The sequence below is a fragment of the Streptomyces endophytica genome, assembly GCF_026153355.1.
In the GTDB taxonomy this organism is placed as follows: Bacteria; Actinomycetota; Actinomycetes; order Streptomycetales; family Streptomycetaceae; genus Streptomyces; species Streptomyces endophytica.
In genome coordinates this window covers 6,575,386-6,599,701 of record NZ_CP110636.1, presented here as the reverse complement: position 1 = coordinate 6,599,701, position 24,316 = coordinate 6,575,386, and the positions used below count along the sequence as shown (strand labels likewise).

Annotated in this window: 15 protein-coding genes and 1 pseudogene; 8 read left to right on the top strand and 8 right to left on the bottom strand. The window is 73.2% G+C overall.

The features are described from left to right. Positions 1–642: 642 nt before the first annotated feature. Entirely contained in the window at positions 643–3,012 is a 2,370-nt protein-coding gene (locus OJ254_RS29445) for a glycosyltransferase (protein WP_265364818.1), read from the top strand. Then, positions 3,009–4,202 carry an acyltransferase family protein gene (locus OJ254_RS29440; protein ID WP_265364817.1) on the top strand — a complete coding sequence of 398 codons (1,194 nt, stop codon included), beginning with the start codon at positions 3,009–3,011 and terminating at the stop codon, positions 4,200–4,202. Before OJ254_RS29445 ends, OJ254_RS29440 begins: the two co-directional genes overlap by 4 nt. Here the strand turns inward: OJ254_RS29440 and OJ254_RS29435 are convergent. Then, positions 4,175–4,969, bottom strand: a complete 795-nt coding sequence (locus OJ254_RS29435; protein WP_265364816.1) for a TetR/AcrR family transcriptional regulator — start codon at positions 4,967–4,969, stop codon at positions 4,175–4,177. The genes OJ254_RS29440 and OJ254_RS29435 overlap by 28 nt on opposite strands. 154 nt (positions 4,970–5,123) lie before the next feature. On the opposite strand from OJ254_RS29435, the gene OJ254_RS29430 reads away from it, so the two are divergent. Continuing rightward, the gene (locus OJ254_RS29430) at positions 5,124–5,378 is read left to right on the top strand and encodes a hypothetical protein (RefSeq protein ID WP_265364815.1); all 255 of its coding nucleotides are present in this window, start codon (positions 5,124–5,126) and stop codon (positions 5,376–5,378) included. A 76-nt stretch (positions 5,379–5,454) separates the two neighbouring features. Here the strand turns inward: OJ254_RS29430 and OJ254_RS29425 are convergent, their stop codons facing one another. Then, a complete protein-coding gene (locus OJ254_RS29425; protein WP_265364814.1) occupies positions 5,455–7,431 on the bottom strand; it encodes an APC family permease in 1,977 nt (658 codons plus the stop codon). Between the two features lie 243 nt (positions 7,432–7,674). Between OJ254_RS29425 and OJ254_RS29420 the strand changes: the two genes are divergently transcribed. Continuing rightward, positions 7,675–8,139, top strand: a complete 465-nt coding sequence (locus tag OJ254_RS29420) for a DUF4118 domain-containing protein (RefSeq protein ID WP_265364813.1) — start codon at positions 7,675–7,677, stop codon at positions 8,137–8,139. A 52-nt stretch (positions 8,140–8,191) separates the two neighbouring features. On the opposite strand, the gene OJ254_RS29415 is transcribed toward OJ254_RS29420, so the two are convergent. From OJ254_RS29415 to OJ254_RS29400, 4 genes and pseudogenes are all read right to left on the bottom strand, one after another. Next, the gene (locus tag OJ254_RS29415) at positions 8,192–8,695 is read right to left on the bottom strand and encodes a hypothetical protein (protein ID WP_265364812.1); all 504 of its coding nucleotides are present in this window, start codon (positions 8,693–8,695) and stop codon (positions 8,192–8,194) included. Between the two features lie 154 nt (positions 8,696–8,849). Beyond that, a pseudogene (locus tag OJ254_RS29410) lies at positions 8,850–11,713 on the bottom strand (SpoIIE family protein phosphatase). Positions 11,714–11,831: 118 nt separating this feature from the next. Beyond that, positions 11,832–12,926 (bottom strand): agmatine deiminase family protein, encoded by a 1,095-nt coding sequence (locus OJ254_RS29405; RefSeq protein ID WP_265364811.1) that lies wholly within the window; start codon positions 12,924–12,926, stop codon positions 11,832–11,834. A 252-nt stretch (positions 12,927–13,178) separates the two neighbouring features. Beyond that, entirely contained in the window at positions 13,179–14,765 is a 1,587-nt protein-coding gene (locus tag OJ254_RS29400; protein WP_265364810.1) for an APC family permease, read from the bottom strand. A 156-nt stretch (positions 14,766–14,921) separates the two neighbouring features. Between OJ254_RS29400 and OJ254_RS29395 the strand changes: the two genes are divergently transcribed. The 3 genes from OJ254_RS29395 to OJ254_RS29385 all read left to right on the top strand — a co-directional run bounded on the left by OJ254_RS29395 (position 14,922) and on the right by OJ254_RS29385 (position 18,675). Further along, on the top strand, positions 14,922–15,545 hold the full coding sequence (locus OJ254_RS29395; protein WP_265364809.1) for a TetR/AcrR family transcriptional regulator: 624 nt from the start codon (positions 14,922–14,924) through the stop codon (positions 15,543–15,545). A 308-nt stretch (positions 15,546–15,853) separates the two neighbouring features. After that, positions 15,854–16,981, top strand: coding sequence for a ribosome small subunit-dependent GTPase A (gene rsgA / locus OJ254_RS29390; RefSeq protein ID WP_265364808.1), 1,128 nt, complete (start codon positions 15,854–15,856; stop codon positions 16,979–16,981). A 137-nt stretch (positions 16,982–17,118) separates the two neighbouring features. Next, complete coding sequence (locus OJ254_RS29385) at positions 17,119–18,675, top strand: DNA-3-methyladenine glycosylase 2 family protein (protein ID WP_265365361.1); 1,557 nt, start codon at positions 17,119–17,121, stop codon at positions 18,673–18,675. Between the two features lie 44 nt (positions 18,676–18,719). Here the strand turns inward: OJ254_RS29385 and OJ254_RS29380 are convergent, their stop codons facing one another. Beyond that, positions 18,720–19,202, bottom strand: coding sequence for a DUF456 domain-containing protein (locus OJ254_RS29380; protein WP_265364807.1), 483 nt, complete (start codon positions 19,200–19,202; stop codon positions 18,720–18,722). Between the two features lie 217 nt (positions 19,203–19,419). On the opposite strand from OJ254_RS29380, the gene OJ254_RS29375 reads away from it, so the two are divergent. Further along, positions 19,420–21,162: a pyruvate dehydrogenase gene (locus OJ254_RS29375; protein WP_265364806.1), complete on the top strand. Its 1,743-nt coding sequence runs from the start codon at positions 19,420–19,422 to the stop codon at positions 21,160–21,162. 18 nt (positions 21,163–21,180) lie between these two features. Here OJ254_RS29375 and OJ254_RS29370 read toward each other — a convergent pair whose 3' ends face one another. Then, a complete protein-coding gene (locus tag OJ254_RS29370) occupies positions 21,181–24,312 on the bottom strand; it encodes an alpha-mannosidase (RefSeq protein WP_265364805.1) in 3,132 nt (1,043 codons plus the stop codon). Positions 24,313–24,316 lie beyond the last annotated feature (4 nt).

Sequence of the window (24,316 nt, the reverse complement as noted above, 5' to 3'; positions counted from 1 at the left end):
TCGCTGCACCCGGCGCTCGGGGGTGCTTTGGGGGGAGAGGAGATGGAGGAACATCCAGGAGCGGGCAGATTAACAGATCGTCCATAGGTACGAACCTCCATTTCCCCTTCGACTCGAAGGCGCCGGGACGGTGTGAGGGGTCGGTGCGTCAGAAGTGCACGATCTGTCCCATTTCCCTCATCAACTCGCTTACTGGGTATAGCCGATAGCCCGGTGCTTACCGGGCGGTAGCGCGCATCGAGATCGCTCGGACGGCGGGCCGTAATGAGAGCGTTACGCAGATGAGGGTGGGGCGTCACAGTGAACCCCGAGGCTGGCGTTGCCGACCGGAACGCATCGCGGACCGGCCGGCTGCACACCTGACATCCGGTCCTCCCCCACAATCCGATCAGGATGGGACCCTTCATATGCGAGCAATGCAGGAACGCCGCGATGCGTTCCGAGGCTTGGAGGCCGCGTTAGCGGCCGTGCGTCCGCGCGTCGTCGTCCGTCCCGCGGAGAGACGGACATCCAGAACGACCGCGGCGATGCGCATGTCATGCATCTGACAGCCGACTGAACCGGCTGACGGTCCGGGACCGCCGCACATACGGCGCCCGGGCCCGCTTTCGCATGTCTCCTTGCACGAAAGGACATTCCCAGGTGCTCACTTCGCACCACGACAACCACCAGGGCTCACCCACGGCCCTGCTCGACGACGCACTCGACCCGACGACGCACGTACTCGTCGTCGGCGCCCCAGGACCGCGCCTGGAGCGCCTCACCCGGACCCTGCGCGCCACCGGCCACGACGTCACCCACGCCCCGCCCGGCGAGGTCGACCGGCGGATGGGCCAGGCACACCCGGACGCCATCGTCGCCCTCGACGCCCCCGACGGGTACGCCGGTCCCGGCGGCGTCACGGACCACGACACCGGCCTGGAGGTGATCCGCGAGGTCCGCACCGCCCCCGCCGGGCGGGCGCTGCCGCTGCTCATGGTCACCGCCACCCCGGAGCCCGCCGACGTCGTCGACATGCTCCGGCAGGGCGCCGACGACTGCATACCCGAGGCCTCCGACCCGGTCGAACTCTCCGCCCGGATCGAGGCCAAGCTCCGCCGCGTCCCGGTCCCCGTCGAGAGCCTGCTGCGCGACCCGCGCACCGGCCTCTACTCCCAGCCGCACTTCCTGGACGAGCTCGACCGGGAGCTCCAGCGCCCGGAGGCCGCCCGGCACGGCGGGGTGCTCGCCGTCGTCGGGGTCGCCGAGATGACGACCCTGGAGGCCCGGCTCGGGCCGCGGGTCCGCCGGGAGGTCGCCGAGCGGCTGGCCGGGGTGGCCGAGCAGGCCGGCAGCTTCTGCGACCGGCTCGGCTGGGACGACGACGGTCATCTGCTGATGCTGCTGCCCGGCGTCGACGAGGAGACCGCCCGCCGCGGCCTGACGAAGTTCGCCGCCACCGTGGCCGGCACCCGCTTCATCGTCGCCGACGAGCACGTCCGCCTCACCCCGGCCGTCGGCTGGCTGCCGCTCACCGGCTGCGCGGCCGGCGCCGAGACCACCGCGCAGGCCCTGGACGCCGTGCAGGAAGCGCTCCGCCACCGGGACCTGCGGCCGGTCCGGTACGCGCCCTGGATGCGCGGCACGCCGCACCGGCACCGCCGGCCGCCGCTCGGCACGCTGATCCGGCCCGCCCTCTCGGCGCTCTCCCCGGTCCTGGCGCTGCTGCTCGGCGTCGCGGTGCCGTTCGCCCTCTATCAGCAGGCGTACACGCTCGGCTGGGACCTGGGCTCGGGCATGTACTGGGTGGTGGTGGGCGGACTGGTGCTCTCCGCGGTGCTGATCGTCCTGGAGTGCCTCTTCTCGCTCGACGCGACGGCCCGGCCGGAGGAACCCGGCGCGCCCTACCCGCCGGCCAGCGCGGTCATCGCGGCGTACCTGCCCAACGAGGCCGCGACCATCGTCGACACCGTGGAGTCGTTCCTCCGCCTCGACTACCCCGACGAGCTGGAGATCGTGCTGGCGTACAACACGCCGCACCCGCTGCCGGTCGAGGACACCCTCCGCGAGATCGCCGCCCGCGACCCGCGGCTGGTGCTGCTGCCGGTCGCCGGCTCGACCTCCAAGGCGCAGAACATCAACGCCGCGGTCACCCGGGTCCGCGGCGAGTTCGTCGGCATCTTCGACGCCGACCACCACCCCGCCCCGACCGCCTTCAAGGACGCCTGGCACTGGCTGTCCAACGGCCACGACGTGGTCCAGGGCCACTGCGTGATCCGCAACGGCGAGAGCTCCCGGGTCGCCGAGCTGGTGGCGGTGGAGTTCGAGGCGATCTACGCGGTCAGCCACCCGGGCCGCACCCGGCTCTACGGCTTCGGCGTCTTCGGCGGCTCGAACGGCTTCTGGCGCACCGACCTGCTCGCCCGCACCCGGATGCACGGCTCGATGCTCACCGAGGACATCGACTCGACACTGCGCGCCCTGGGCGAGGGCGCCCGGTTCGCGGTCGACCGCACCCTGATCTCCCGGGAGTTGGCGCCCACCACCCTCAAGGCGCTGTGGAACCAGCGCTCCCGCTGGGCCCAGGGCTGGCTCCAGGTCTCCCTCAAACACCTGTGGCGGGGCCTTAGGTCACCGGTGTTCACGGTCCGTCAGAAGCTCGGCCTGTTCGTGCTGCTGGGCTGGCGGGAGGTGCAGCCCTGGCTGACCCTGCAGATCCTGCCCATCCTGCTGTACTCGGCGTGGAAGGCCGGCGGCTTCACGCACCTCGACTGGGCCGTGCCGGTGTGCGTGCTGGCCGTGCTCTTCACCCTGGCGGCCGGTCCCGTACAGGCGCTCTTCGCCTGGCGGCTGGCGGTGCCCGAACTCCGGTCGCGCCGCGGGTGGTTCTGGTCGTACCTCCTCGTCTCGACCGTCTTCTACAGCCACTTCAAGAACATGGTGGCCCGGCAGGCACACCTCAAGGAGGCGCTGGGCGACCGGCAGTGGCGGGTCACCCCGCGCGCCGCCGCGAAGGCGGTGGCCCCCCGATGAGCACCCGGGCCGCCGCGCCGCCCGGCAACCGGGCCGGTGCGATCGACGGCTTCCGCGGACTGGCGGCGCTGAGCACCGTCGCCTTCCACGTCTGGCAGCAGTACTTCCGCTACGACGCCGGGGGCAGCCACCCGCCGGTCGACAACCCGCTGGTGGGCGCGGCCCTTTCGCTCGAAGTCATCGACCTGTTCTTCGTGCTGTCCGCGTACCTTCTGACGCTGTCGTACGCGCGGGCCGCGATCGACGGGCGCTCGCTGCGCCCGGCCCGGCTGTTCCTCTTCCGGCGGGCGATCCGGATCCTGCCGCTGTACGTGCTGGCGGTCCTGGTCGTCTGGGCCGGCCGCAACCCGTCCCTGCCGGGCAACTGGCGGGACCTGGTGGAACACCTCACCTTCACCCACGTCTTCGACCAGCAGCGGATCTTCTACACCCTGGGCCCCACCTGGTCGCTGTCGCTGGAGGTGCTGTTCTACGCCGTGCTGGTGGCGCTCGGCCCGCTGGCCGTACGGGCCTGCCGGCCGCTGCGGCGGCGCGGCAGCCGGGTGGCGGTGTGCGCGGCGGGCTGCGCGGTGCTGTACGCCGCGCCGCTCGCCTGGATCGCCGTCGCCCACTACGGGTTCGGGGTGCCGCACACCGACTGGGTGGTGTACTTCGGTCCGCAGGCCCGCTTCGGCGGGTTCGCGGCCGGGATGGGGCTGGCCGTCGCGACCGCCGCGCTCGGTGACCGGGGCCGGCTCGGCCCGCGCGCCGCGCTGCTGCCGGCCGGGCTCGCGCTGGCCGGACTGTTCGCGCTCTCCCTGGACTCCGGTCCGGAGAACTTCACCTTCACCTTCTACCACCCGATCGCCTCGGTGCTCTGGGTGGTGCTGATCTTCAGCACCCTCCACGTACGCCAACCCCCGCTCTGGCACCGGCTGTTGACCGCCCGCTGGCTGACCGCCGTCGGGCTGGTCAGCTACAGCCTGTTCATCTGGCACGAACCGGTGATGCTCCAGCTGCACCACGCGGGGCTGCTGCCCGGCGGCCAGGCGGGCTTCTGGCCCGCCCTGCTGATCGTGTTCCTGGCGGCACTGCCGGTGGCCGCCGCGAGCTACTGGCTCGTCGAGTACCCGGCGAGTCTGCTCGGCCGGCTCAAGGACAGCCGCGGCCGGCCGCGCGAGTTCTATCCCGAGCCCGCCGCGTCACGCTGACCGTCCTCGCCCGGACCGCCGCCGGGGACCTGCGCCGTAGGCGCCCGGTCCCCGGCGAAGATCCGTTCCAGGTGGTAGTCCAGGGTGCGCCGGACGTCCTCCAGCGTGCGGCGCCGGTGCAGTACGTCGCCGCCCAGTCCGACCGCCCCGGAGACCAGCAGATCGGCCTCGCGCCACGGGTCGAGCCCGGGGGCGGTCCGCCCCGCGTCGCGGGCCGCCCCGATCAGGTCCGCCACCAGCCGCTCCAGGGGCTGCTCGGCGGCCAGGAAGACCGCGGCGAGCGCCGGATCGGTCAGGCTCCGGGCGTAATAGGCCGCGAACACCCGTAGTGCGGTGGCCCGTTGGGTGTCCAGCGGCAGGAACTCCTCCAGGACGGCGCGCAGCACGGCACGCGGGTCGGCCGGGTCCTGGCGGAACCGGGACCGGGCGATCCGCTCGTTCTCCTCGTGCAGCAGGTGCAGCGCGTCGACCAGCAGCTGGTGCTTGCTCCGGAAGTGGTACTGGACCGCGCGCAGCGACACCCCGGCCTCCGTGGCCACCTCCCGCAGGCTCGCCGCGTGCAGCCCCCGCTCGGCGGCGATCCGCCAGAGCGCCTCGGCGATCTGCCGGCGGCGCCGGGCCTGCGCGGCGGAACCGGCCGGCGGCGCGGCCGGGGAGCCGGCGGCTGCTTGCGCCGCCGGTACGCCTTGGCCTGGCAGCTGCGGGAGCAGTACAGCGCCGGCCGCCCGCGCCCGGCCGGCACCGTCGCCGTACCGCACATACGGCACGCACGACCGGTCACCCGGTCCTTTTCGTCACGCACAATTCCCCTCCACGGCACCTGAAAATGTGTGACGGAATGCGAATTCAGCTGCAATTCCAAGGCTGAACGCCCATTTCGCAATGGTACGTTCGTAACGTCCCGCTGCGGGACGAAACTCGATGGGCCACGCATGCGAGGGGGACCTGCGCACCATGAAGTACGACATCCTGCAGATCATCGGGGCGGCCACGATGGTGGTGTTCACCCAGGGGGCGATCCGGCTGCTCGTCGACCACCAGAACACCGGACTGCTCGGCTGGCTCGGCGCCGGCTTCGGCGGCACGCTGGCCGCGCACGGCCTGCTCGTCGCGGTGGGCGTGCTGCTGGCCGGCTGGTCCCACACCCGCGCGAAGGCCGTCGGCCGCCGCAGCTGACCGTGCCGACATGCGGGACGCCCGGCCCCACGGTGCACGAGGGCCGGGCGTCAGAGGTTCCGCTGCCTGCGGGCGGCTAGCCCACGTGGACGCGCGGACGGCGGCGCGGGTCCCGCTCGGCGCGGCGCAGGACCTCGCGGGTCACCGGCGCGACCTCACCGTCACCGAAGACCAGGAACCGCAGCAGATGGCTCAGCGGGTGCCCCTCGGTCCAGTTGAAGTACGCGTGCGGCACCTGGCCGGTGCGCTCACGCAGCTGCATCAGCACCGCGGCGATCGTGTTCGCGACACCGGCGCCCTCCACCCGCAGGATCTGCGCGCCGTACTCCTCGGCGCCCCGCACGTGCAGGTTCGCGGTGAAGTCCGAGGAGTCGGTGACCGTCACCTCCAGGAACAGCACCGGCCGCCCGTCGGGTATGTGGGTCTCCTCGCGCTGGCTGTACTCCTTCTGCCGGTACTCCTGCGCGTCCCGCTCCTGCGGCTCGTTCGCGATCACCCGCAGCGGCCCGGCCGCGATCGCGGCGTCGATCAGGCGGCCCGCGGTCTCGTCGAAGTCGACCTGGACGGCGCGGAGTTCGAAGGCGCGGTGCACCCGGGACGCGAACGAGGTCAGCAGCATCCCGAGGATGAACAGCAACGCGATCTTCAGACCGTCCGGCCGCTCGATCACATTGGTGACCAGGGTGTAGCCGAAGACCAGGGTGATCGCGCCGAAGCCGATGGCGGCCGCCCGGTGCCGCCGGTGCCGGGCCGCGACGGTGGAGGCGAACGACGCCGACAGCATCAGCACCAGCACACCCGTCGCGTACGCCCCGCTCTGGTCGTCGACGCTGGCGTTGAAGACGACGGTGATGCCGAAGGCGATGGCCAGGAAGATCAGCACCAGCGGGCGCACCGCCCGGGTCCACTCCGGGGCCATGCCGTAGCGCGGCAGATAGCGCGGTACGAGATTGAGCAGACCGGCCATCGCCGAGGCGCCGGCGAACCAGAGGATGGCGATGGTGGAGACGTCGTAGACCGTGCCGAACGCTTCGCCCAGGTACTGGTGCGCCAGATAGGCCAGCGCGCGGCCGTTGGCCGAACCGCCGGCCTCGAACTCCTTCTGCGGGATCAGCAGGGTGGTGGCCAGGCTCGACAGCAGCAGGAAACCGCTCATGATCAGCGCCGCGGTGGTCAGCAGCCGGCGGGTGCCGCGGATCCGGCCGGCCGGCTTGGCCGCGGTGTCGGTGTCCTCACCGCGGATCTGCGGCATCACCGCCACCCCGGTCTCGAAGCCGGACATGCCCAGCGCCAGCTTCGGGAAGACCAGCAGCGCCACCCCGACGATCGCCAGCGGTGAGGAGTGCTCGGCGGTCATCGCGCCCCACCAGTCACCGACCACCACCGGGTGCGCCAGCACGTGCCAGGCCGCGGTGCCCAGCACGACGACGTTCAGCGCCAGGTACAGCCCGACGAGCCCGACGGCGATGCCGATCGCCTCGCGGAAGCCCTTGAGGAACACCGCGCCCAGGGCGGCCAGCAGCAGCAAGGTGATCCACAGGTTCGCACCGTGCAACGCCTGCGGCGCGAACGGGTTCTCCACCACGTGTGCCGAGGCGTCGGCGGCCGACAGCGTCATCGTGATGACGAAGTCCGTGGCGGCGAACCCCAGCAGCACCAGGACCAGCAGCTTCCCCGCCCACCAGGGCAGCAGCCGCTCCAGCATGGCGATCGAACCCTCGCCGTTCGGGCTTTCCTTGGCCACCCTGCGGTACACCGGCAGGGCACCGAGCAGGGTCAGCGCGATCAGCACCAGCGTGGCGAACGGCGAGAGCAGCCCGGCCGCCAGCGCGGCGATGCCCGGCTGGTACCCGAGCGTCGAGAAGTAGTCGACACCCGTGAGGCACATGACGCGCCACCAGTGGTGCCCCTTGTGCTCGTCCGGCGGCGTGCCGTGCGGCCCGGGGTGCCGTGCGGCCCGGCTGCTCAGTCCGTCCAGCAGCCAGCTGCGCCACCGTTGGCCGGGAACGGCCGGGGCGGCAGGCGCGGGCTCCGCCTGGGTACGCGTGCTCATGCGGATCGTCCTGTCGTTCATCGGTCGTCGGTTCGGGCAACGAGGAGCGAGTATGCATCACCGGCCACCGCCCGTTTCTGCCACCCTGGCCACTTCTGCCCGCTCCGTGCGCCAACCCGGCGTCAGGATCGCGTCAAGATGCCGCTGCGGCCCGTACACACGGCGTCAAAGCGGCCGACACGGCGGCCTCGAGCCCCCTCGGACGCGCACGCTGGCAGGAGTTCCGAGGCAGGAGGTGTTCCCGTGGTCACCCTGCATCCCCCGGCGTCCTGGGGCCGCCCGCACATCCCGCACATCCCGCAGCCCACCCGCGTCCCCCCGCGCCCCGCGGCGCCGCCCCACCCGGCGCGGGTGCACCCGGCCCCGCCGGGCCGCACCCTCGGGGCCGAACTCGCCCTGCCGCTCGGCGCCGTCGCCGCGGCGCTGCTGGTGACCCTCCTGCTGCTGAGCGGGGGCGGTACCCACCCCGCGGTGGCACTCGGCGTCTTCGCGCTGCTGACGCTGCTCGCCGCCGTGCCCGCCCGGCCGGTGCTGCGGCCGGCCGTGGCCCTGGTGTCCTGGCTGTTCTACGACGGTTTCGTGCTGAACGGCCACTCCGACCTGGCCTTCCGGTCACCGGACCGGACCGGCCTGCTGGTCCTCCTGCTCGCCGCGCTCGCGGGTGCGGGCTGCGCCGCCGCGCTACGGGTCGTACGACGGCACCCGTAGGCCGCGCCGCGGGCGGGCGGGCCGTCACCCGCTGTCCGCCACCCGCTCTCCCTCACCAGCAGCGGCACCGCACGTGCCGGCGCGCCGCCTGGCGGCCGTAGCGGTGGTGGCCGCGTCCGCACCGGTGGCCCCGCGCGGCGCGCCGCCTGCCCGGCGTGGCCAGCAACCCCAGTCCGGTCCCCAGCATCCAGACGTCCTTGGCCAGCGGGATGCCCTCCTGGGTCGGCCGCGGGCTGCCCGGCTCGTGCATCCCCGGGGTCCGCAGGTACATCCCGACCAGCCCGCCGGAGAACCCGGTCAGCGCCAGTCCGGCCAGCCGGCTGGGCACGAAGGGCGCCAGCAGTGCCCCGCCGACCGCGACCTCCGCGCACGCCAGCAGCCGGGTGAAGCGTTCGGCGGGAATCCTCCGCAGGAAGGGATACGCGGTGCAGGCCATCCCGTGCACACCCTCGGCGGTCCCCTGGTCGGCCTTCAGCATCGTCAGTCCGGCATTCAGGACGAAGGCGCCGGTGGCCAGCCGCGGGGCCACCTCACGCACGTCGGGCAACAGCACCATCGCCAGCCTCCGTGATCGGGTCGTCGGCCCCCCGCCCGAGCTTAGCCACGGCCGCACGGACGGGCATCCGGGCAGGGACCGGGCGACGGGCATCCGGGCACGGACCGGACGACGGGCGTCCGGGCACGCGGCGAGGGCGGGCGCTCGGCCCGGGTCACAGCGCCGGTACGTCGTCCCACTGGTCGAGGATGTCCTCGGCCGAGTCCGGGCCGCCCTCCTGCTGCCCGTCCTCAAGCGACTGCTCGGTCCAGATGACCTTGCCGCCGGGGTGTAGCGGGTGCCCCAGCGCTGGGCGAACTGGGCGACGAGGAACAGCCCGCGGCCGCCCTCGTCGGTGGTGGCGGCCCGGCGCAGGTGCGGCGAGGCGCTGGTCCCGTCGGAGACCTCGCAGATCAGCGTGCGGTCGTGCAGCAGCCGCACCCTGATGGGCTGGGTGCCGTACCGGATGGCGTTGGTGATCAGCTCACTGAGGATCAGTTCGGTGGTGAACTCGATCGCTGCCAGCCCCCACGACTCCAGCTGCCGCATGCAGGCGGCCCGGATCGGCGCCACGGCGGCCGGGTCGGAGGGCACGTCCCATTCGGCCACCCGGGAGGGCCCCAGCAACCGGGTACGGGCCACCAGCAGGGCGATGTCGTCGCTGGGGTGCTCGGGCAGCATCGCGTCGAGGACCGCCGCGCAGATCTCGTCCGGGTCCCGCCGCCCACCGGACGCCAGAGCGGTGTGCAGCATCGCCAGCCCCGTGTCGATGTCGCGGTCGCGGTCCTCCACCAGCCCGTCGGTGTACAGCACCAGCCGCGAACCCTCCGCCAGCGTCAGCTCCGCGGTCTCCACGGGCACGCTCGCCCCCAGCCCCAGCGGCGGGGAGACCGGCACCTCCGGGTACGTGACGGACCCGTCCGGATGCACCAGCGCCGGGCCCGGGTGCCCGGCCCGGGCCACCGTCGCCCGGCCGGACACCGGGTCGTAGATGGCGTACAGACAGGTGGCGCCGGTGATCCCGGTCGGGCTCCCGCCCGGCCGGACCCCTTCCGTATCGCTGCCGATGCCGGGCCAGGCCACCGCGTCGCCGTCCGTACCGTCGGGCCGCCGGCTCGCCGCCCGGGCCTCGTCGGTGTCGATATGGCTGACCAGCTCGTCCAGATGGTTGAGCAGCTCGTCGGGCGGCAGGTCGAGGGCGGAGAAGTTGTGCACGGCGGTGCGCAGCCGGCCCATGGTCGCGGCGGCGTGCAGCCCGTGCCCGACGACATCGCCGACGACCAGCGCGACCCGGGTGCCCGGCAGCGGGATCACGTCGAACCAGTCGCCGCCGACCCCCGCCTGCGCGGGCAGGTAGCGGTGCGCGACGTCCAGCGCGGACTGCTCGGGGAGGGCCTGCGGGAGCAGGCTGCGCTGGAGGGTGACGGCCGTGGTGTGCTCGCGGGTGTAGCGGCGGGCGTTGTCGATGGAGATCGCGGCCCGCGCGGCCAGTTCCTCGGCGAAGGTCAGGTCGTCTTCCTCGAAGTCGTCGGAATCGTCCGAGCGCCAGAAGCTGGCCACCCCCAGCACCACGCCCCGCGCCTGCAGCGGCACACTGATCAGCGAGCGGATCCGGGCGTCCAGCACCCGCTGGGTGGCCTCCAGGTCCTGCCGCCGCCACTCTTCCGACCGGCGCAGATCCGGTACGAGCACGGTCCGGCGGCCCGCCAGGCTCGTCGCCATCGGGGTACCGGGCACGAACCGCAGCACGTCCCCGACCCGGTAGATCGCCGAACGGTCCGGCACGCCCCGGACCGCCATCCGCCGCAGGTCGGTGCTGAGCGAGGCCTCCGGTTCGTCGCCGCGCAGCACCGGCTCCAGCAGCTCGACGGTGACCACGTCGGCGAACCGCGGCACCGCCACGTCGGCCAGCTCCGCCGCGGTCCGCCCGACGTCCAGCGTCGTCCCGATCCGCAGCCCCGCGTCGTAGATCAGCTTCAGCCGCTCCTGGGCCACCTCGGCCCGGCCGGCCAGCACCCGCAGTTCGGTGGTGTCCCGCAGCGTCACCGCCGACCCGGCCGGGCCGCCGAACGGAGCGGTCGGCCGGACGTTCACCGCGAGCAGCCGGTCACCCGCCAGATAGACCTCGTCGGTGGCCTCCCGGCCGGACGCCAGCAGGGCCTCGAGCCGTGGGGCCAGCCCCAGCTCCGCGACCGGCAGCCGTTCCTGGTCCGCGTGCTCGGGCAGATCGAGCAGCCGCCGCGCCTCGTCGTTGGCCAGCATCAGCCGGCCGTCGCTGCCGATGATCAGCACGCCCTCCCGTACGGCGTGCAGCACCGCGTCGTGGTGGTCGTACATCCGCCGCATCTCGGCCGGGTCCAGCCCGTGCGTCTGCCGCCGCAAACGGCGGTTGACCAGCACCGCCCCGCCGCTGACCAGCAGCAGCGCCCCCGCGGCGGACCCGAGCAGCAGCGGCAGTTGGTGCTCCACCCGCTGGTTCGCCCGCTCGGCCCGGATTCCCACGGACACCAGCCCCACCACCGATCCGCCCCGGTCCCTGACCGGCACCACGGTGGCCACGGCGGTCCCCAGGGCGGACGAGAAGGTGTCGGTCAGCGTCCGGCCCCTCAGCGCCTCCCGGAAGCTGGGCCCGAGCACCCGTTTCCCGATCAGCCGCGGATCGGGATGCGTCCAGCGGACGCCGTCGGGCCGGAACGCCACGATGTAGTCGACCCCGGTCGCCTTCCGGGTCGCCTCCGCCTGGGGCTGCAGCACCGCGCTCGGATCCGCGGACTTCATGGCGGCGAGGGTGCCCGGCGCGTGCGCGAAGCTCTCCGCCCCGACGCGCGAACGCTGCCGGGCGTCGTCCATGACCGAACTCTGTGCCTGGAAGACCAGTGCCACCACAGCGGCGACGATCAACAGCAGCACGAGGGCGAGCTGCACCACGAACACCTGGCCCGCCACGCTGTGCGCCGTGACCAGCTCCCGGAGGCGGTTCCCGGCGGACGGCGACGGGTCCTGCGACCCGTCACCGTCCCGCCGGAATTTTTCCCTCATGACCCATATTTAGCATTCTGTTCCCGTGCGGGCGCCGCCGCCGACGGCGACGGCGGCCCGTCCCGTTCGCTGGATCGGCTCAGCGGAACGGGGCAGGAGAACGGGTCAGGGCATCGGCTCAGCCGGTCCGCGGGATCTGCTGGGTGATGCAGTGCACCCCGCCGCCGCCCCAGGCGAGGGTGCGGGCGGAGACGCCGACGATCCGCTTGGTGGGGAAGAGGGACTGGAGGGTGGCCAGGGCCGCGGTGTCGGACGCCGGGATGCCCGTCGTCGGGACCACGACGCCGGTGGCCGTCGGGTAGTAGTTGGTGTAGCTGAAGGTGATCACCTCGTCCGTGCCCACGGTGAAGGTGGGCAGTTGGTTCATCTCGGTCAGGGTGAAGCGGCGGCCCTGGGCGTCCGTACCGGCCTGCAGCACTCGTTTGTTCTCCGACAGCCGCGCGTAGTTGGGGTCACCGGAATCGGACGGCAGATTGATCAGCAGGTGGGCCGGACCGGCGTAGGCGGCGACGAGGTCGACGTGGCCGTTGGTGACGGTGTCCCCGTACATCCCGTACGGCAGCCAGATCATCTTGGTCGCCTGATAGGCGTCGAGCAGCTTCGCCTCGATCTGGGCCTTGGTCAGGTCCGGGTTGCGGTTCGGGTTGAGCAGACACTCCTCGGTGCCGATGATCGTGCCCTGGCCGTCCTGGAGGAGCGCACCGCCCTCGAAGATCATGTCCACGGGCAGCCGCGGAACCCCCAGGTGGTCGCAGACGCCTATCGGGAGGTCGTCGTCCTTGTCGTGCGGGAACTTGTTGCCCCAGCCGTTGAAGCCGAAGTCGAGGCCGAGGAGCTCCCGTCCGCTGCGGTCGACGCCGAAGATCGGGCCGTTGTCGCGCGGCCAGCAGTCGTTGATGGGGTACTCGATGACGGTGACGGTCGGACCGACCTGCTGCCGCACGAAGTCGGCCGTGCCGGTGTTGGCCACCATGGTGACCGGCTCGAACTGGGCTATCGCGCGGGCCACGTTGGCGACCTCGTTCTGCACCGCCGGGAGCTTGTCCCCCCAGTTGTCACTCGCGTCCCACGGGAAGGCCATGAGACAGCCCGCGTGCGGCGCCCACTCGCCGGGGACGGTGTACGTCGTCCCGTTGTACGTGGCCGCACCGGCGCGACCGGCACCGGCACCGACGAAGGCGGCCGAGGCGGCGGCCATCGCGGAGGCGGTCATGAAGCCGCGCCGGCTGAGCGCGGACTTCCGGGGGATCCGGCGCCGGTGCCGGACGGGGAGGTGATGCCGGGGACGGGCGCGCTCGTCGCGTCCGCGCCGGACGCGGGTGCGCTGGGTTCGGTCATGCTGAACTCCTCACGGGGGCTCTGACGTGGGGGGCGGGGACTGGGGGAACGTGCGGGGAAGGCCCGCGGGGAGGGACCACCGCCGGTCGACGGCGGCTCCGGGACGGACCGGCGCCCGGGGCCGTACCTAGGACTGCGGCTGGGACTGCGGCTCCGTGGCCGGACCGGACGCGTCCGCGGCCTCGGCGTCCGCCGCGTCCGTGGGGCGCGCACCCGCCCCCGCCAGGATCTTGTCCTGCGGCCGACGGGCCATCAGATAGAGCGTGCCGGCGCCCAGGACGACCGCGACGCCGAGCGGTGCGGCCCAGATCTGGTACCAGGGGGCGCCCGGTGGGGCGAGCACCGCGCGCGGCCAGGCGACGTTGGTGACCTCGAAGCCGGTCCAGGCGACGGCGATGACGTTGAGCACCGTGCCCTTGCGGCCCTGCCGGATGTGGCCGCCGGGCACCCAGGTGCCGCGCAGCCGCGCGATCAGGGCGGCCGCGGAGACCAGGAAGAACGGCACGAACGTGGCCGCCGTGCCGAAGGCGATCAGCGAACCGATCGCGGTGGCGTTCAGGCCGAGCAGCAGCGCCACGCCCGAGACGAGGGTCGAGGCGATCAGGCCGCCGATCGGCGCCTGCTGCTTGTTGACCTTCCTGACCTGCCGGGAGAACGGGAACACGTCGTCCCGGGCGAGTGAGTACAGGCCGCGGGCCGCACCGCCCTGGGACGCCATGGCGCAGGCGAGGAAGCTGACCAGCACGACGAGCACGAACGGCTTGTCCGACCAGGAGCCGAACGACGTGACCACGGCCGTGGTCACCGGGTCGACGTCCTTGCCCGCGACGGCGGTGGCCGGGTGGGGGTACGAGACGGCGACGGCCACCGCGTTGAGGATGACCACGGCGCCGACGGAGAGCAGCGCCCACCACATCGCCCGGGGCACCTGCCGGCCGGCGTCCTTGGTCTCCTCCGCGGTCGAGACGCACGCGTCGAAGCCGATGAAGGCCCAGCCGGCGACGGCGAGCACGGTCAGCAGCGCCAGCGGCACCGAGCCGCCGGACAGCGCCTCGGCACCGAAGGTGTGCGTGAACAGCGAGAACGGGTGCTTGCGGAAGAAGAGCAGGAGGGACAGGCCGACCAGCACGGAGGCGATGGCCTCGCCGGCGATGCCCGCCGAGACGAACCACTTCAGGAGGTTGATGCCGTACGCGTTGACCAGGGCGCAGAGCAGCACGATGGCCATCGAGACGGCGACCATCGCGCCCGGCGACGGCGTCACCCCGAGGAGCGCGAACACCCAGGGCGCCGCCAGATAGGCCACGGTGGTGTTCCCGAACATCACCGCGAACTGCCAGACCCAGCCGCTCAGCCAGCCGAACCGCGGGCCGATGAGCCGCCGCCCCCACTGATAGGGACCGCCGGCCAGCGGCCACTGCGAGGTCAGTTCGGAGTAGACGTTGACCACCAGGCACTGCCCGGCCAGGACCACGGGCAGCGCCCAGATCCACGCGGGCCCGGCGATCATCGTGCCGATCATGGAGACCGCGTACAGCGCGACCACCGGGGAGACCACGGCGAAGCCCATGGCGATGTTTCCCAGGATGTTCAGGCTGCGGCGGAGTTCTTGGGTGTAGCCCAGCGATGCGAGCCGGGCGGCGTCGCCGTCCCGGGCGGCGGTGGGTTCCTGGCTGCCGGTGGGCGGCCGGTGCGGGGGCGTGGAGTGGGGCATGGCGTACCTCGCCTGGCGGTTCGATTAAAACTAACTTTGTTAGTCGGCGAAGGTAGGGACGTCAGGCCGCTCTGTGAAGCCCCTGCCGGTGAGTAACCTTGAAAAGCCAGGAATTCGAGGAAAGCGAGGGGTGTCGTGGGCCGCCCACATCAGACATTGCTGAGCAGGGCGGCCATAGCGCACGCGGCTCTGGAGCTGATCGACGACCGCGGCTACGAAGCACTCACCATGCGGGCCCTGGCCGACCGGCTCGGCGTGCGCGGCGCGTCGCTCTACAACCACATCGGCTCGAAGGACGACATCCTGGACGCCGTCAGCGAACTGCTCGACGGCGAGATCGACCACACCCCGCTGCGCCGCGACCCCTGGCCCGAGGGCATCGCCGCGTACGCCCGCGGCTACCGGCGGGTCTTCCAGCGCCACCCCAACGCCATCGCCCTGGTCGCCCGCCGCGGTGTGCACACCCAGGGCGCGCTGCGCGAGTACGACACCCTGCTCGCCACCCTGATCCGCGCGGGCTGCACCCCCGCGCTGGCCGCCGAGACCGCCGCCGCCCTGGACTTCCTGGTCATCGGCTCGGCCCTGGAGACCTACGCGGCCGGCTTCACCCAGCCGCCCGCCGCCTACCGCCCCGACTACCCCGCCCTGGCCGACTCCCTCGAAGCCGCCACCCGGGTCGACCCGTCCCCGACCGCCCTCGACGACCGCGGCTTCGAGTTCGGCCTGCGCATGATCCTCGGTGGTGTGGCGGCCCAGCTCGCGAGCCCGGCCGACGACTGAGGCCCGCGGGCCGGCCCGGCGCCGCCGAAAAAAGGTTGGCGGCGCGGAGCGGCGCTGGTTTACGGTGAGCGGGTTGTGGAGGGCGGTCCGAGGCCGCTGTCCTTGTCGGCCGTTGAGGAATCCGGGAGGTGAAGGCCGATGGCTGTCGTTGCGAAGGGCGCTGCCCGCATCCAGGAGTTCATCACTTTCACCTCCGTGGTCTCCGGCTGACACATCGTCACTTCCGTTTTCTTCCTGCTGCTGCGCACGGGTGCTCGTGCGCGCGCCGCGACGTGGGCCGGGGCCGCTTTCCTTGAAGGGTCCTTGCGTTGTTCGACTTCGATCTTTCCGCTGCGCATCCGTTGACGGCCTACGGCTGGGACGACGGGTTCGCGGAGAGTTTCACCCCCTTTGCCGGGCAGGGGTTCGTGCCCGGTCGTGTCGTCCGCGTGGATCGCGGGCGCGTGGACGCCGTCGTGCCCGACGGCGACGGCGTCCGGACCGTGCTGGCGGACACCGCGCTGGTGGCGACCGGTGATCCGATGCGGGTTCCGTGCACGGGTGACTGGGCCGTCCTCGATCTGGCGAACGGCCGGACCGGTGACCATCTGGACGGCGTGCTGCGGGCGTTGCTGCCGCGGCGTACGTCGTTCGTGCGGTCCACGTCGTCGAAGCGTTCCGAGGGGCAGATCCTGGCGGCGAACGTCGATCATGCGGTGATCGCGGTCTCGCTGGCCGATGCGCTGGACCTCGGCCGCATCGAACGGTTCGTCTCGCTGGCCTGGGAGAGCGGGGGCCAGCCGCTGGTGGTGCTGACCAAGGCCGACCTGGCCGGGGACGCGCGCGGGCTGGCCCACCTGGTGGCGGACGCGGAGTCGGCCGCTCCAGGGGTGCAGGTGCTGGCCGTCAGCTCCGAGACCGGAGAGGGGCTCGATGTGCTGGCCGCCGTACTGGCCGGGGGGACGTCCGTCCTCCTGGGGCAGTCCGGCGCGGGCAAGTCCACGCTGGCGAATGCGCTGGTGGGGGCGAGTGTGCAGACCGTACAGGCCATCCGGGACCGGGACGGCAAGGGCCGGCACACCACGACCACCCGCGATCTGCTCGCCCTGCCCGGCGGTGGCGTGCTGATCGATACGCCCGGGCTGCGCGGGGTCGGGATGTGGGACGCCGAGGGCGGGCTGTCCCGGACGTTCTCGGACGTCGAGGCGCTGGCCGAGGAGTGCCGTTTCCATGACTGCGCGCACGGGACCGAGCCGGGGTGTGCGGTCCAAGCCGCCCTGGAGAGCGGTGAGTTGGCGGTGCGCAGGCTGGAGAGCTACCGGAAGCTGCTGCGGGAGAACCAGCGCATCGTGGCCAAGACGGACGCCCGGCTGCGGGCCGAGATCCGGCGCGACTGGCGGCAGAAGCAGGCGCTCGGCCGGCACATGATGGAGCGGAAGAGGGGGTCGGGACGGTGAGCTGAGGCCCGAAACAGGGCGGGTGAGGTGAGCCGGGGGCCCGGGTGCCGGTGGCCGGGCCCCCCGACGGCGCTCCGAAACGTCATGTCCGATATCCGCCAGCCGGCGCCCGGTCGCGGGCGCAGACTGGAGGCGTGATGGACGACGAGACCAGGTACGAAGCGGTGTCCAGCCGGGACGCGCGGTTCGACGGGGAGTTCTTCTTCGCGGTGGTGACGACCGGCATCTACTGCCGGCCGAGCTGCCCCGCGGTCACTCCCAAGCGGGTGAACGTGCGGTTCTTCCCGTCGGCCGCGGCCGCGCAGGCCGCCGGATTCCGGGCCTGCCGGCGGTGCCGGCCGGACGCCGTGCCCGGCTCGGCGGAGTGGAACGTGCGCGCCGACCTGGTGGGCCGGGCCATGCGGTTCATCGGCGACGGCGTGGTCGACCGGGAGGGCGTCGCCGGGCTGGCGCAGCGGCTGGGGTACAGCGCGCGGCAGGTGCAGCGGCAGCTGACCGCGGAGCTGGGCGCCGGACCGGTCGCGCTGGCCCGGGCCCGCCGGGCGCACACCGCGCGGGTGCTGCTGCAGACCACGGCGCTCCCGGTGACCGAGCTGGCGTTCGCGGCCGGGTTCGCCAGCATCCGGCAGTTCAACGACACCATGCGGGAGATCTACGCCGGCACGCCCAGCGAGCTGCGGGCCGCGGCGGTGGGCGGGCGCGGCGGCGGCACGACCGCGCGCCCCCGGCCGCGGCCCGCCCCGGGCGGTGGCCCGGCGGGCGGCGGGATTCCGCTGCGGCTGGCCTACCGGGGCCCGTACGCGGCCGCGGAGATCTTCGACTTCCTGGCGGAGCGGGCGGTGCCGGGCGTGGAGGAGGTACGGGGCGGGCCCGGCCCGCGCACCTACCGCCGCACCCTGCGCCTCACCTACGGCAGCGGGATCGCCGAGGTCGAGGAGCCGCCCACGGGGCCCCGCGGACGGCCCCGGCCGCCGGCCGGCCGGGTGTGCCCGGCGGCCCGGGGCGGCGACGGCGGCTGGCTGGAGTGCCGGCTGCTCCTGACCGACCTGCGGGACCTGTCGACGGCCGTGCAGCGGCTGCGCCGGCTCTTCGACCTGGACGCCGACCCGTACGCCGTCGCCGAGCGGCTGGGCGCGGACCCGCTGCTCGGCCCGCTGGTGGCCGAACGCCCGGGCCTGCGCTCGCCGGGCGCGGCGGACCCGGAGGAGATGGCCGTACGGATCGTGCTCGGCGGGCCGCCGGAGCGCGCCGCCGAGCTGGTGCGGGCGTACGGGAAGCCGCTGGACGCGGCGGACGGCGGGCTGACCCACCTCTTCCCGGCGCCCGCGGAGCTGACCGGCGCGGACGTCCCCGAGCCGGTGCGCGCGCTGTGCACCGCGCTGGCCGACGGCACGGTCCTGCTGGACGCCGGCGCCGACCGGATCGCCGCCGAGCGGGCGCTGGCCGCGCTGCCCGGTGTCGGGCCGCGCACCGCCGCGTACATCAGGATGCGGGCGCTGGGGGACCCGGACGTGGGCGGCCCGGACCGGGGCGAGCCGGCCGACGGGGAGCGGGGCCCGGACCCGGACGGCGCCGACGGCCCGGAGGGGGCCTGGCGACCCTGGGGCGCGTACGCCCTGCACCATCTGTGGCGCGCCGGGCTCCTCCCGCCGGGCGAGCTACCGGCCCCCACTACGGCGGCGCTTGCCGGCTGAGGGCCGGGACCGGGCCGCGACCACCGCCCCTCGCCCGGGCCGGTTCACCCCGCGACCACCGTCCCCGCCCAGCTGCCGACCACCAGCAGGCAGGCGAGCAGTTCGATCAGCACGCTCAGGCCGAGGGTGCGCATCACCGTCCGGGTCGAGGCCCAGGCGTCGCCGTGGCCGCCGAGCCGCACGCGTTCCAGCAGGTAGAGGCCGCCGACCGCGCCCACCACGGCACCGATCACCGGCAGCACGAAGAAGCCGACGATGCCGGCCGCGCCGGCCAGGAACAGGGTGCGGTACGGCGCGCCCGCGGCCCGCAGGTCGCGCACCGGCAGCAGCCACTTCAGCGCCTGATTGACCAACAGCAGGGCGGTGGCGCCCATCAGCACCGTCCAGGCCGGGCCGGACTTCTCCGTCACCGCCCACCACAGCACGCCCGCCCACACGATCAGCGGCCCGGGGATTCCGGGTACCAGCACCCCGATCAGCCCGAGCAGCATCACCAGGCCGACCGCGACCAGCTGCCACGCGCTCATGGCCCCAGACTGCCGGACCGGCCCCGGAAGCGCTTGCCGGCCGCCCGCGACCCTGCGGGCCGGCGCCGGCCGCCGCGGACACCCGACCGGCCCCGCACCCCCGGACGGCCGACCGGGCAGACGGCGGACAGCGGAGGCGGACCGCCCTCCCGCATGGGTTCATGGGAGCAGGCCGCCCGTACCCCGGGCCCCCTCCGACCCTGGGAGCGACAGCGACATGGCGAAGCAGACCGTGGCCGAGCAGTTCGTGGACATCCTGGTGCGGGCGGGGGTACGGCGTCTCTACGGTGTCGTCGGCGACAGCCTGAACCCGGTGGTGGACGCGGTCCGCCGGAATGCCGCGATCGACTGGATCCAGGTCCGGCACGAAGAGGCCGCTGCCTTCGCCGCCGGGGCGGAGGCGCAGCTCACCGGCAAGCTCGCGGCCTGCGCCGGTTCGTGCGGACCGGGCAACCTGCACCTCATCAACGGCCTCTTCGACGCGCACCGTTCGATGGCCCCGGTCCTCGCGCTGGCCTCGCACATCCCCTCCAGCGAGATCGGCACCACGTTCTTCCAGGAGACCCACCCGGACCGGCTGTTCACCGAGTGCAGCCACTACAGCGAGCTGATCTCCAGCACCAGTCAGATGCCGCGGGTGCTGCAGACCGCCATCCAGCACGCCGTCGGCCAGAGCGGCGTCGCGGTGGTCTCGCTGCCCGGGGACATCGCCGCCGAGCAGGCCCCCGAGCGCGCCTTCCAGCACGCGCTGGTCACCACCCGGCCCCTGGCGCGGCCCGGGGACGCCGAGATCGACGCGCTGGCCCGGATGGTCGACGAGGCCCGCAAGGTCACGCTGTTCTGCGGCAGCGGCACGGCCGGCGCGCACGCCGAGGTGATGGAGTTCGCCGAGCGGGTGAAGGCCCCGGTGGGCCACGCCCTGCGCGGCAAGGAATGGATCCAGTACAACAATCCCTATGACGTCGGCATGAGCGGACTGCTCGGGTACGGCGCGGCCTACGAGGCCACCCATGAATGCGATCTGCTGCTCCTGCTCGGCACGGACTTCCCCTACAACGCGTTCCTGCCCGACGACGTCAAGATCGTCCAGGTCGACGTCCGGCCCGAACACCTCGGCCGCCGCACCAAGCTCGACCTCGCCGTCTGGGGCGACGTCCGCGAGACGCTGCGCTGCCTGATCCCCAAGGTCCGCGAGAAGACGGACCGGAAGTTCCTCGACCGGATGCTGAAGAAGCACGCGGACGCGCTGGAGGGCGTGGTCAAGGCGTACACGAGGAAGGTGGAGAAGCACGTGCCGATCCACCCCGAGTTCGTCGCCTCGGTGCTGGACGAGGAGGCCGCCGACGACGCGGTCTTCACGGTCGACACCGGCATGTGCAACGTGTGGGCGGCGCGCTACCTCACGCCCAACGGCCGCCGCCGGGTCATCGGCTCCTTCAGCCACGGTTCCATGGCCAACGCGCTGCCCCAGGCGATCGGCGCCCAGTTCCTCGACCGCCGCCGCCAGGTCGTCTCGATGTCGGGCGACGGCGGATTCGCCATGCTGATGGGCGACTTCCTCACCCTGGTCCAGTACGACCTGCCGGTGAAGGTGGTGCTGTTCAACAACTCCTCGCTGGGCATGGTCGAGCTGGAGATGATGGTCTCCGGCCTGCCGGCGTACGGCACCACCAACCACAACCCGGACTTCGCGGCGATCGCCCGCGCGGCCGGGGTGTACGGCGTCCGGGTGGAGAAGCCCAAGCAGCTGCGCGGGGCCCTGCGCGACGCCTTCCGGCACGACGGACCCGCGCTCGTCGACGTCGTCACCGACCCGCACGCGCTGTCCATCCCGCCGAAGATCAGCGCGGAGATGGTGTCCGGCTTCGCGCTGTCGGCCGGCAAGATCGTGCTGGACGGCGGGGTCGGCCGGATGCTGCAGATGGCCCGCTCCAACCTGCGGAACATCCCCCGGGTGTGAACCGCCAAGGGCGCGCGGTCAGCCGGCCGGGCGCTGCGGCCGGAGCCGGAGCGTCAGGATCTGGAACGGGCGCAGCTCCAGCGTCAGTTCCGCGGTCGGCCCCTCCTCCTCGTCGTGCAGCGGACGCTCCAACAGGTCGGTCACGGTGGCCCGTTCGACGGGGAAACCGGGCGAGAGGGTGCCGGTGACACGGCTTCCCCGGGACTCGTAGAGCCGGACCACCACGTCGCCGCTGCGGTCCTCGGCGAGCTTGACCGACTCGACGGTGAGCGCCGGGTGGTCGACGCGGATCAGCGGCGCCACCGGCGGCGCGGCCGCGGCCCGCAGGGGGAGGTTCAGGGCGAGGCCCTCGGCGACCGCGGCGCCGGTCGTGGCGCCCGGCAGCAGCGCGTAGCGGAACCGGTGGCTGCCCTGGTCGGTGGCCGGGTCGGGGCTGTGCGGGGCGCGCAGCAGGGTCAGTCGTACGGTCGTGCCCAGGCCCTCGGCGTGCGGGACGCGGGTGACGTCGTGGCCGTAGGTGGAGTCGTTGAGCAGCGCGACGCCGTATTCCGGCTCGGCCACCCGCAGCCAGCGGTGCGCACAGATCTCGAAACGCGCCGCGTCCCAGCTGGTGTTGGTGTGGGTGGGGCGGTGGACGTGCCCGAACTGGATCTCGGCGGTGGACCGTTCGGCGTGCACGTCCAGCGGGAAGGCGGCCTTGAGGACCTTCTCCGACTCGTGCCAGTCGATGTCGGTGAGCACGTCGAGGCGGTGCGCGCCGGCCCGCAGCGTCAGTTCCTGGACGACCCGGGACGCACCGAACGACCTGGTCACCCGCACGGTCGCGGTCAGCGGTCCGGAGGCGAGCAGGTCGACGGATTCCGCGGCGGTCAGATCGGTGTGCCGGTGGCGGTAGTGCCGGTCGAGGTCCCAGGCGTCGTACTTGGTGGGGTGGTCGGGGTGCAGCTGGAGCAGATTGCCCCGGGCGCCGGGTGCCAGCACCTCCCGCCCGGCGTGCAGATCGCGCACCGAGGCCAGCAGACCGTCGGTGTCGACGCGGACGCGGAGCAGCCCGTTGTCGAGGGTGACGGTGCCGTCGGTGCCGGTGGTGGCGCGTACGGGCGCGGGCGGCGGAACGGGGGAGTCCGGACCGGGCGGGCGGACGGCCGCCGCCCCCAGTGCGGGGACGTGCACGGGGACGGCCACTCCCTCGCCGTCCCCGTCTCCCGGCAGCTCGACGATCTCGTCCCGGTCGTACGGCGAGGCGTTGAACACCGTCGGCGGCGCGCCGTCCGCCGCCCGGCCCAGTGCGGCGAGCGCCTCCTCGACGATGCCGGTCAGCTCCGCCTCGACCGCCGCGTAGGTGTCCCGGGCCTCCCGGTGCACCCAGGCGATCGAAGAGCCCGGCAGGATGTCGTGGAACTGGTGCAGCAGCACGGTCTTCCAGATCCGGTCCAGCGCGTCGTACGGATACGCGTACCCGCCGTCCGCGCCGCCGGCGGCCGCAGTACGGACCGCCGCCGTCGCGGCCCACAACTCCGCCTCCCGCAGCAGGTGTTCGCTGCGCCGGTTGCCCTGTTTGGTCTTGGCCTGCGAGGTGTACGTGCCCCGGTGGTACTCCAGGTACAGCTCGCCCGACCAGACCGGCGCGGCCGCCCCGTACTCCTCGTGCGCCGCCGCGAAGAACCGGGCCGGCGGCTCGATCCCGACCCGCGGGGAGCCCTCCAGGGAGCGCAGCCGGCGGGCCCGCTCCAGCATCTCGCGGGTGGGGCCGCCCCCGCCGTCCCCCCAGCCGAACGGGACCAGGGAACGGGTGGCGCGGCCCTTCTCGGCGAAGTTCCGCTCGGCATGGGCGAGTTCGGCGCCGTGCAACCGCGAGTTGTAGGTGTCGACCGGCGGGAAGTGGGTGAAGACGCGGGTGCCGTCGATGCCCTCCCACCAGAAGGTGTGGTGCGGCATCCGGTCGGTCTGGTTCCACGACAGCTTCTGCGTCAGGAACCACCGCGCGCCGGCCAGCCGGGCCAGCTGCGGGAAGGCCGCGGTGTAGCCGAAGGAGTCCGGCAGCCAGATCTCCTCGGTCTCCACCCCCAGCTCCTCCAGGAAGAACCGCTTGCCGTGCACCAGCTGCCGGGCCAGCGCCTCGCCGCCGGGCATATTGGCGTCCGACTCCACCCACATCGAACCGACCGGCGCCCAGGTGCCGTTGCGCACCGCCTCCTTGATGCGCACCCAGATGTGCGGCTGGTGCTCCTTGACCCAGGCGTACTGCTGCGCCTGCGAGCATGCGAACACCAACTCCGGGTATTCGACGGCGAGTTGGGTCACATTGGCGAAGGTTCGGGACGCCTTGCGGACGGTCTCCCGCAGCGGCCACAGCCAGGCGGAGTCGATATGGGCGTGCCCGGTGGCCGAGAGCCGGTGGGCGCTGGCCGCGGCGGGGCGGCGGAGGACCTCGGCCAGCGCGGCCCGGCCGGCCTCCGCCGTGCCGGCGACGTCGTGCAGATCCAGCGTGTCCAGCATGTCCTCCAGCGCCCGCAGGATCTCGTGCCGGCGCGGGCGGTCGGCCGGCAGCTCCGGCATCAGCTCGGCCAGCACCTCGATGTCGAGCACGAGATGCCAGACCGTCTCGTCGAGGACGGCCAGGTCGGCCGAGGCGAAGCGGTACAGCGGGCGGTCCGGCGCGGTACGGACGTCCCCGAGACCGGTGGGGCGGAAGTCCCGCAGCACCGCCGGATTCGCGGCGGCCTCCAGCAGCAGCCGCACCTCCTCGCCACCCCGGGCCGGCGCGCCGACGGGCACGTGGCGGTTGCGCGGATGGATCCCCTTCAGCGGCACGCCCCCGGCGTCGTACACCAGGCCCTCCGCCTGGAAGCCGGGCCCGTCGCCGCTGAAGCCGGGATCGATGACGGCCTCCACCCGGCGCCCCGCCCATTCCTCGGGCACCTCACCCGCCAGCCGGAACCAGCTCGTCGACCACGGCGGCCCCCACGCTTCGCCCGCCGCGAACGGCACGTACTCGGCCCCCAGCGCCTCGGTCACCGGCCGCGGCTCGCCCGGCGCATGCCAGACGGCCAGCCGCAGCGGCACCCGCGCCGCGTACACCGCGGGCCGGATGAACTGCCCCAGCGCCCGTTCCAGGCGCCCCTCCACCAGCAGTCGGTCGTCGTGCACGGCG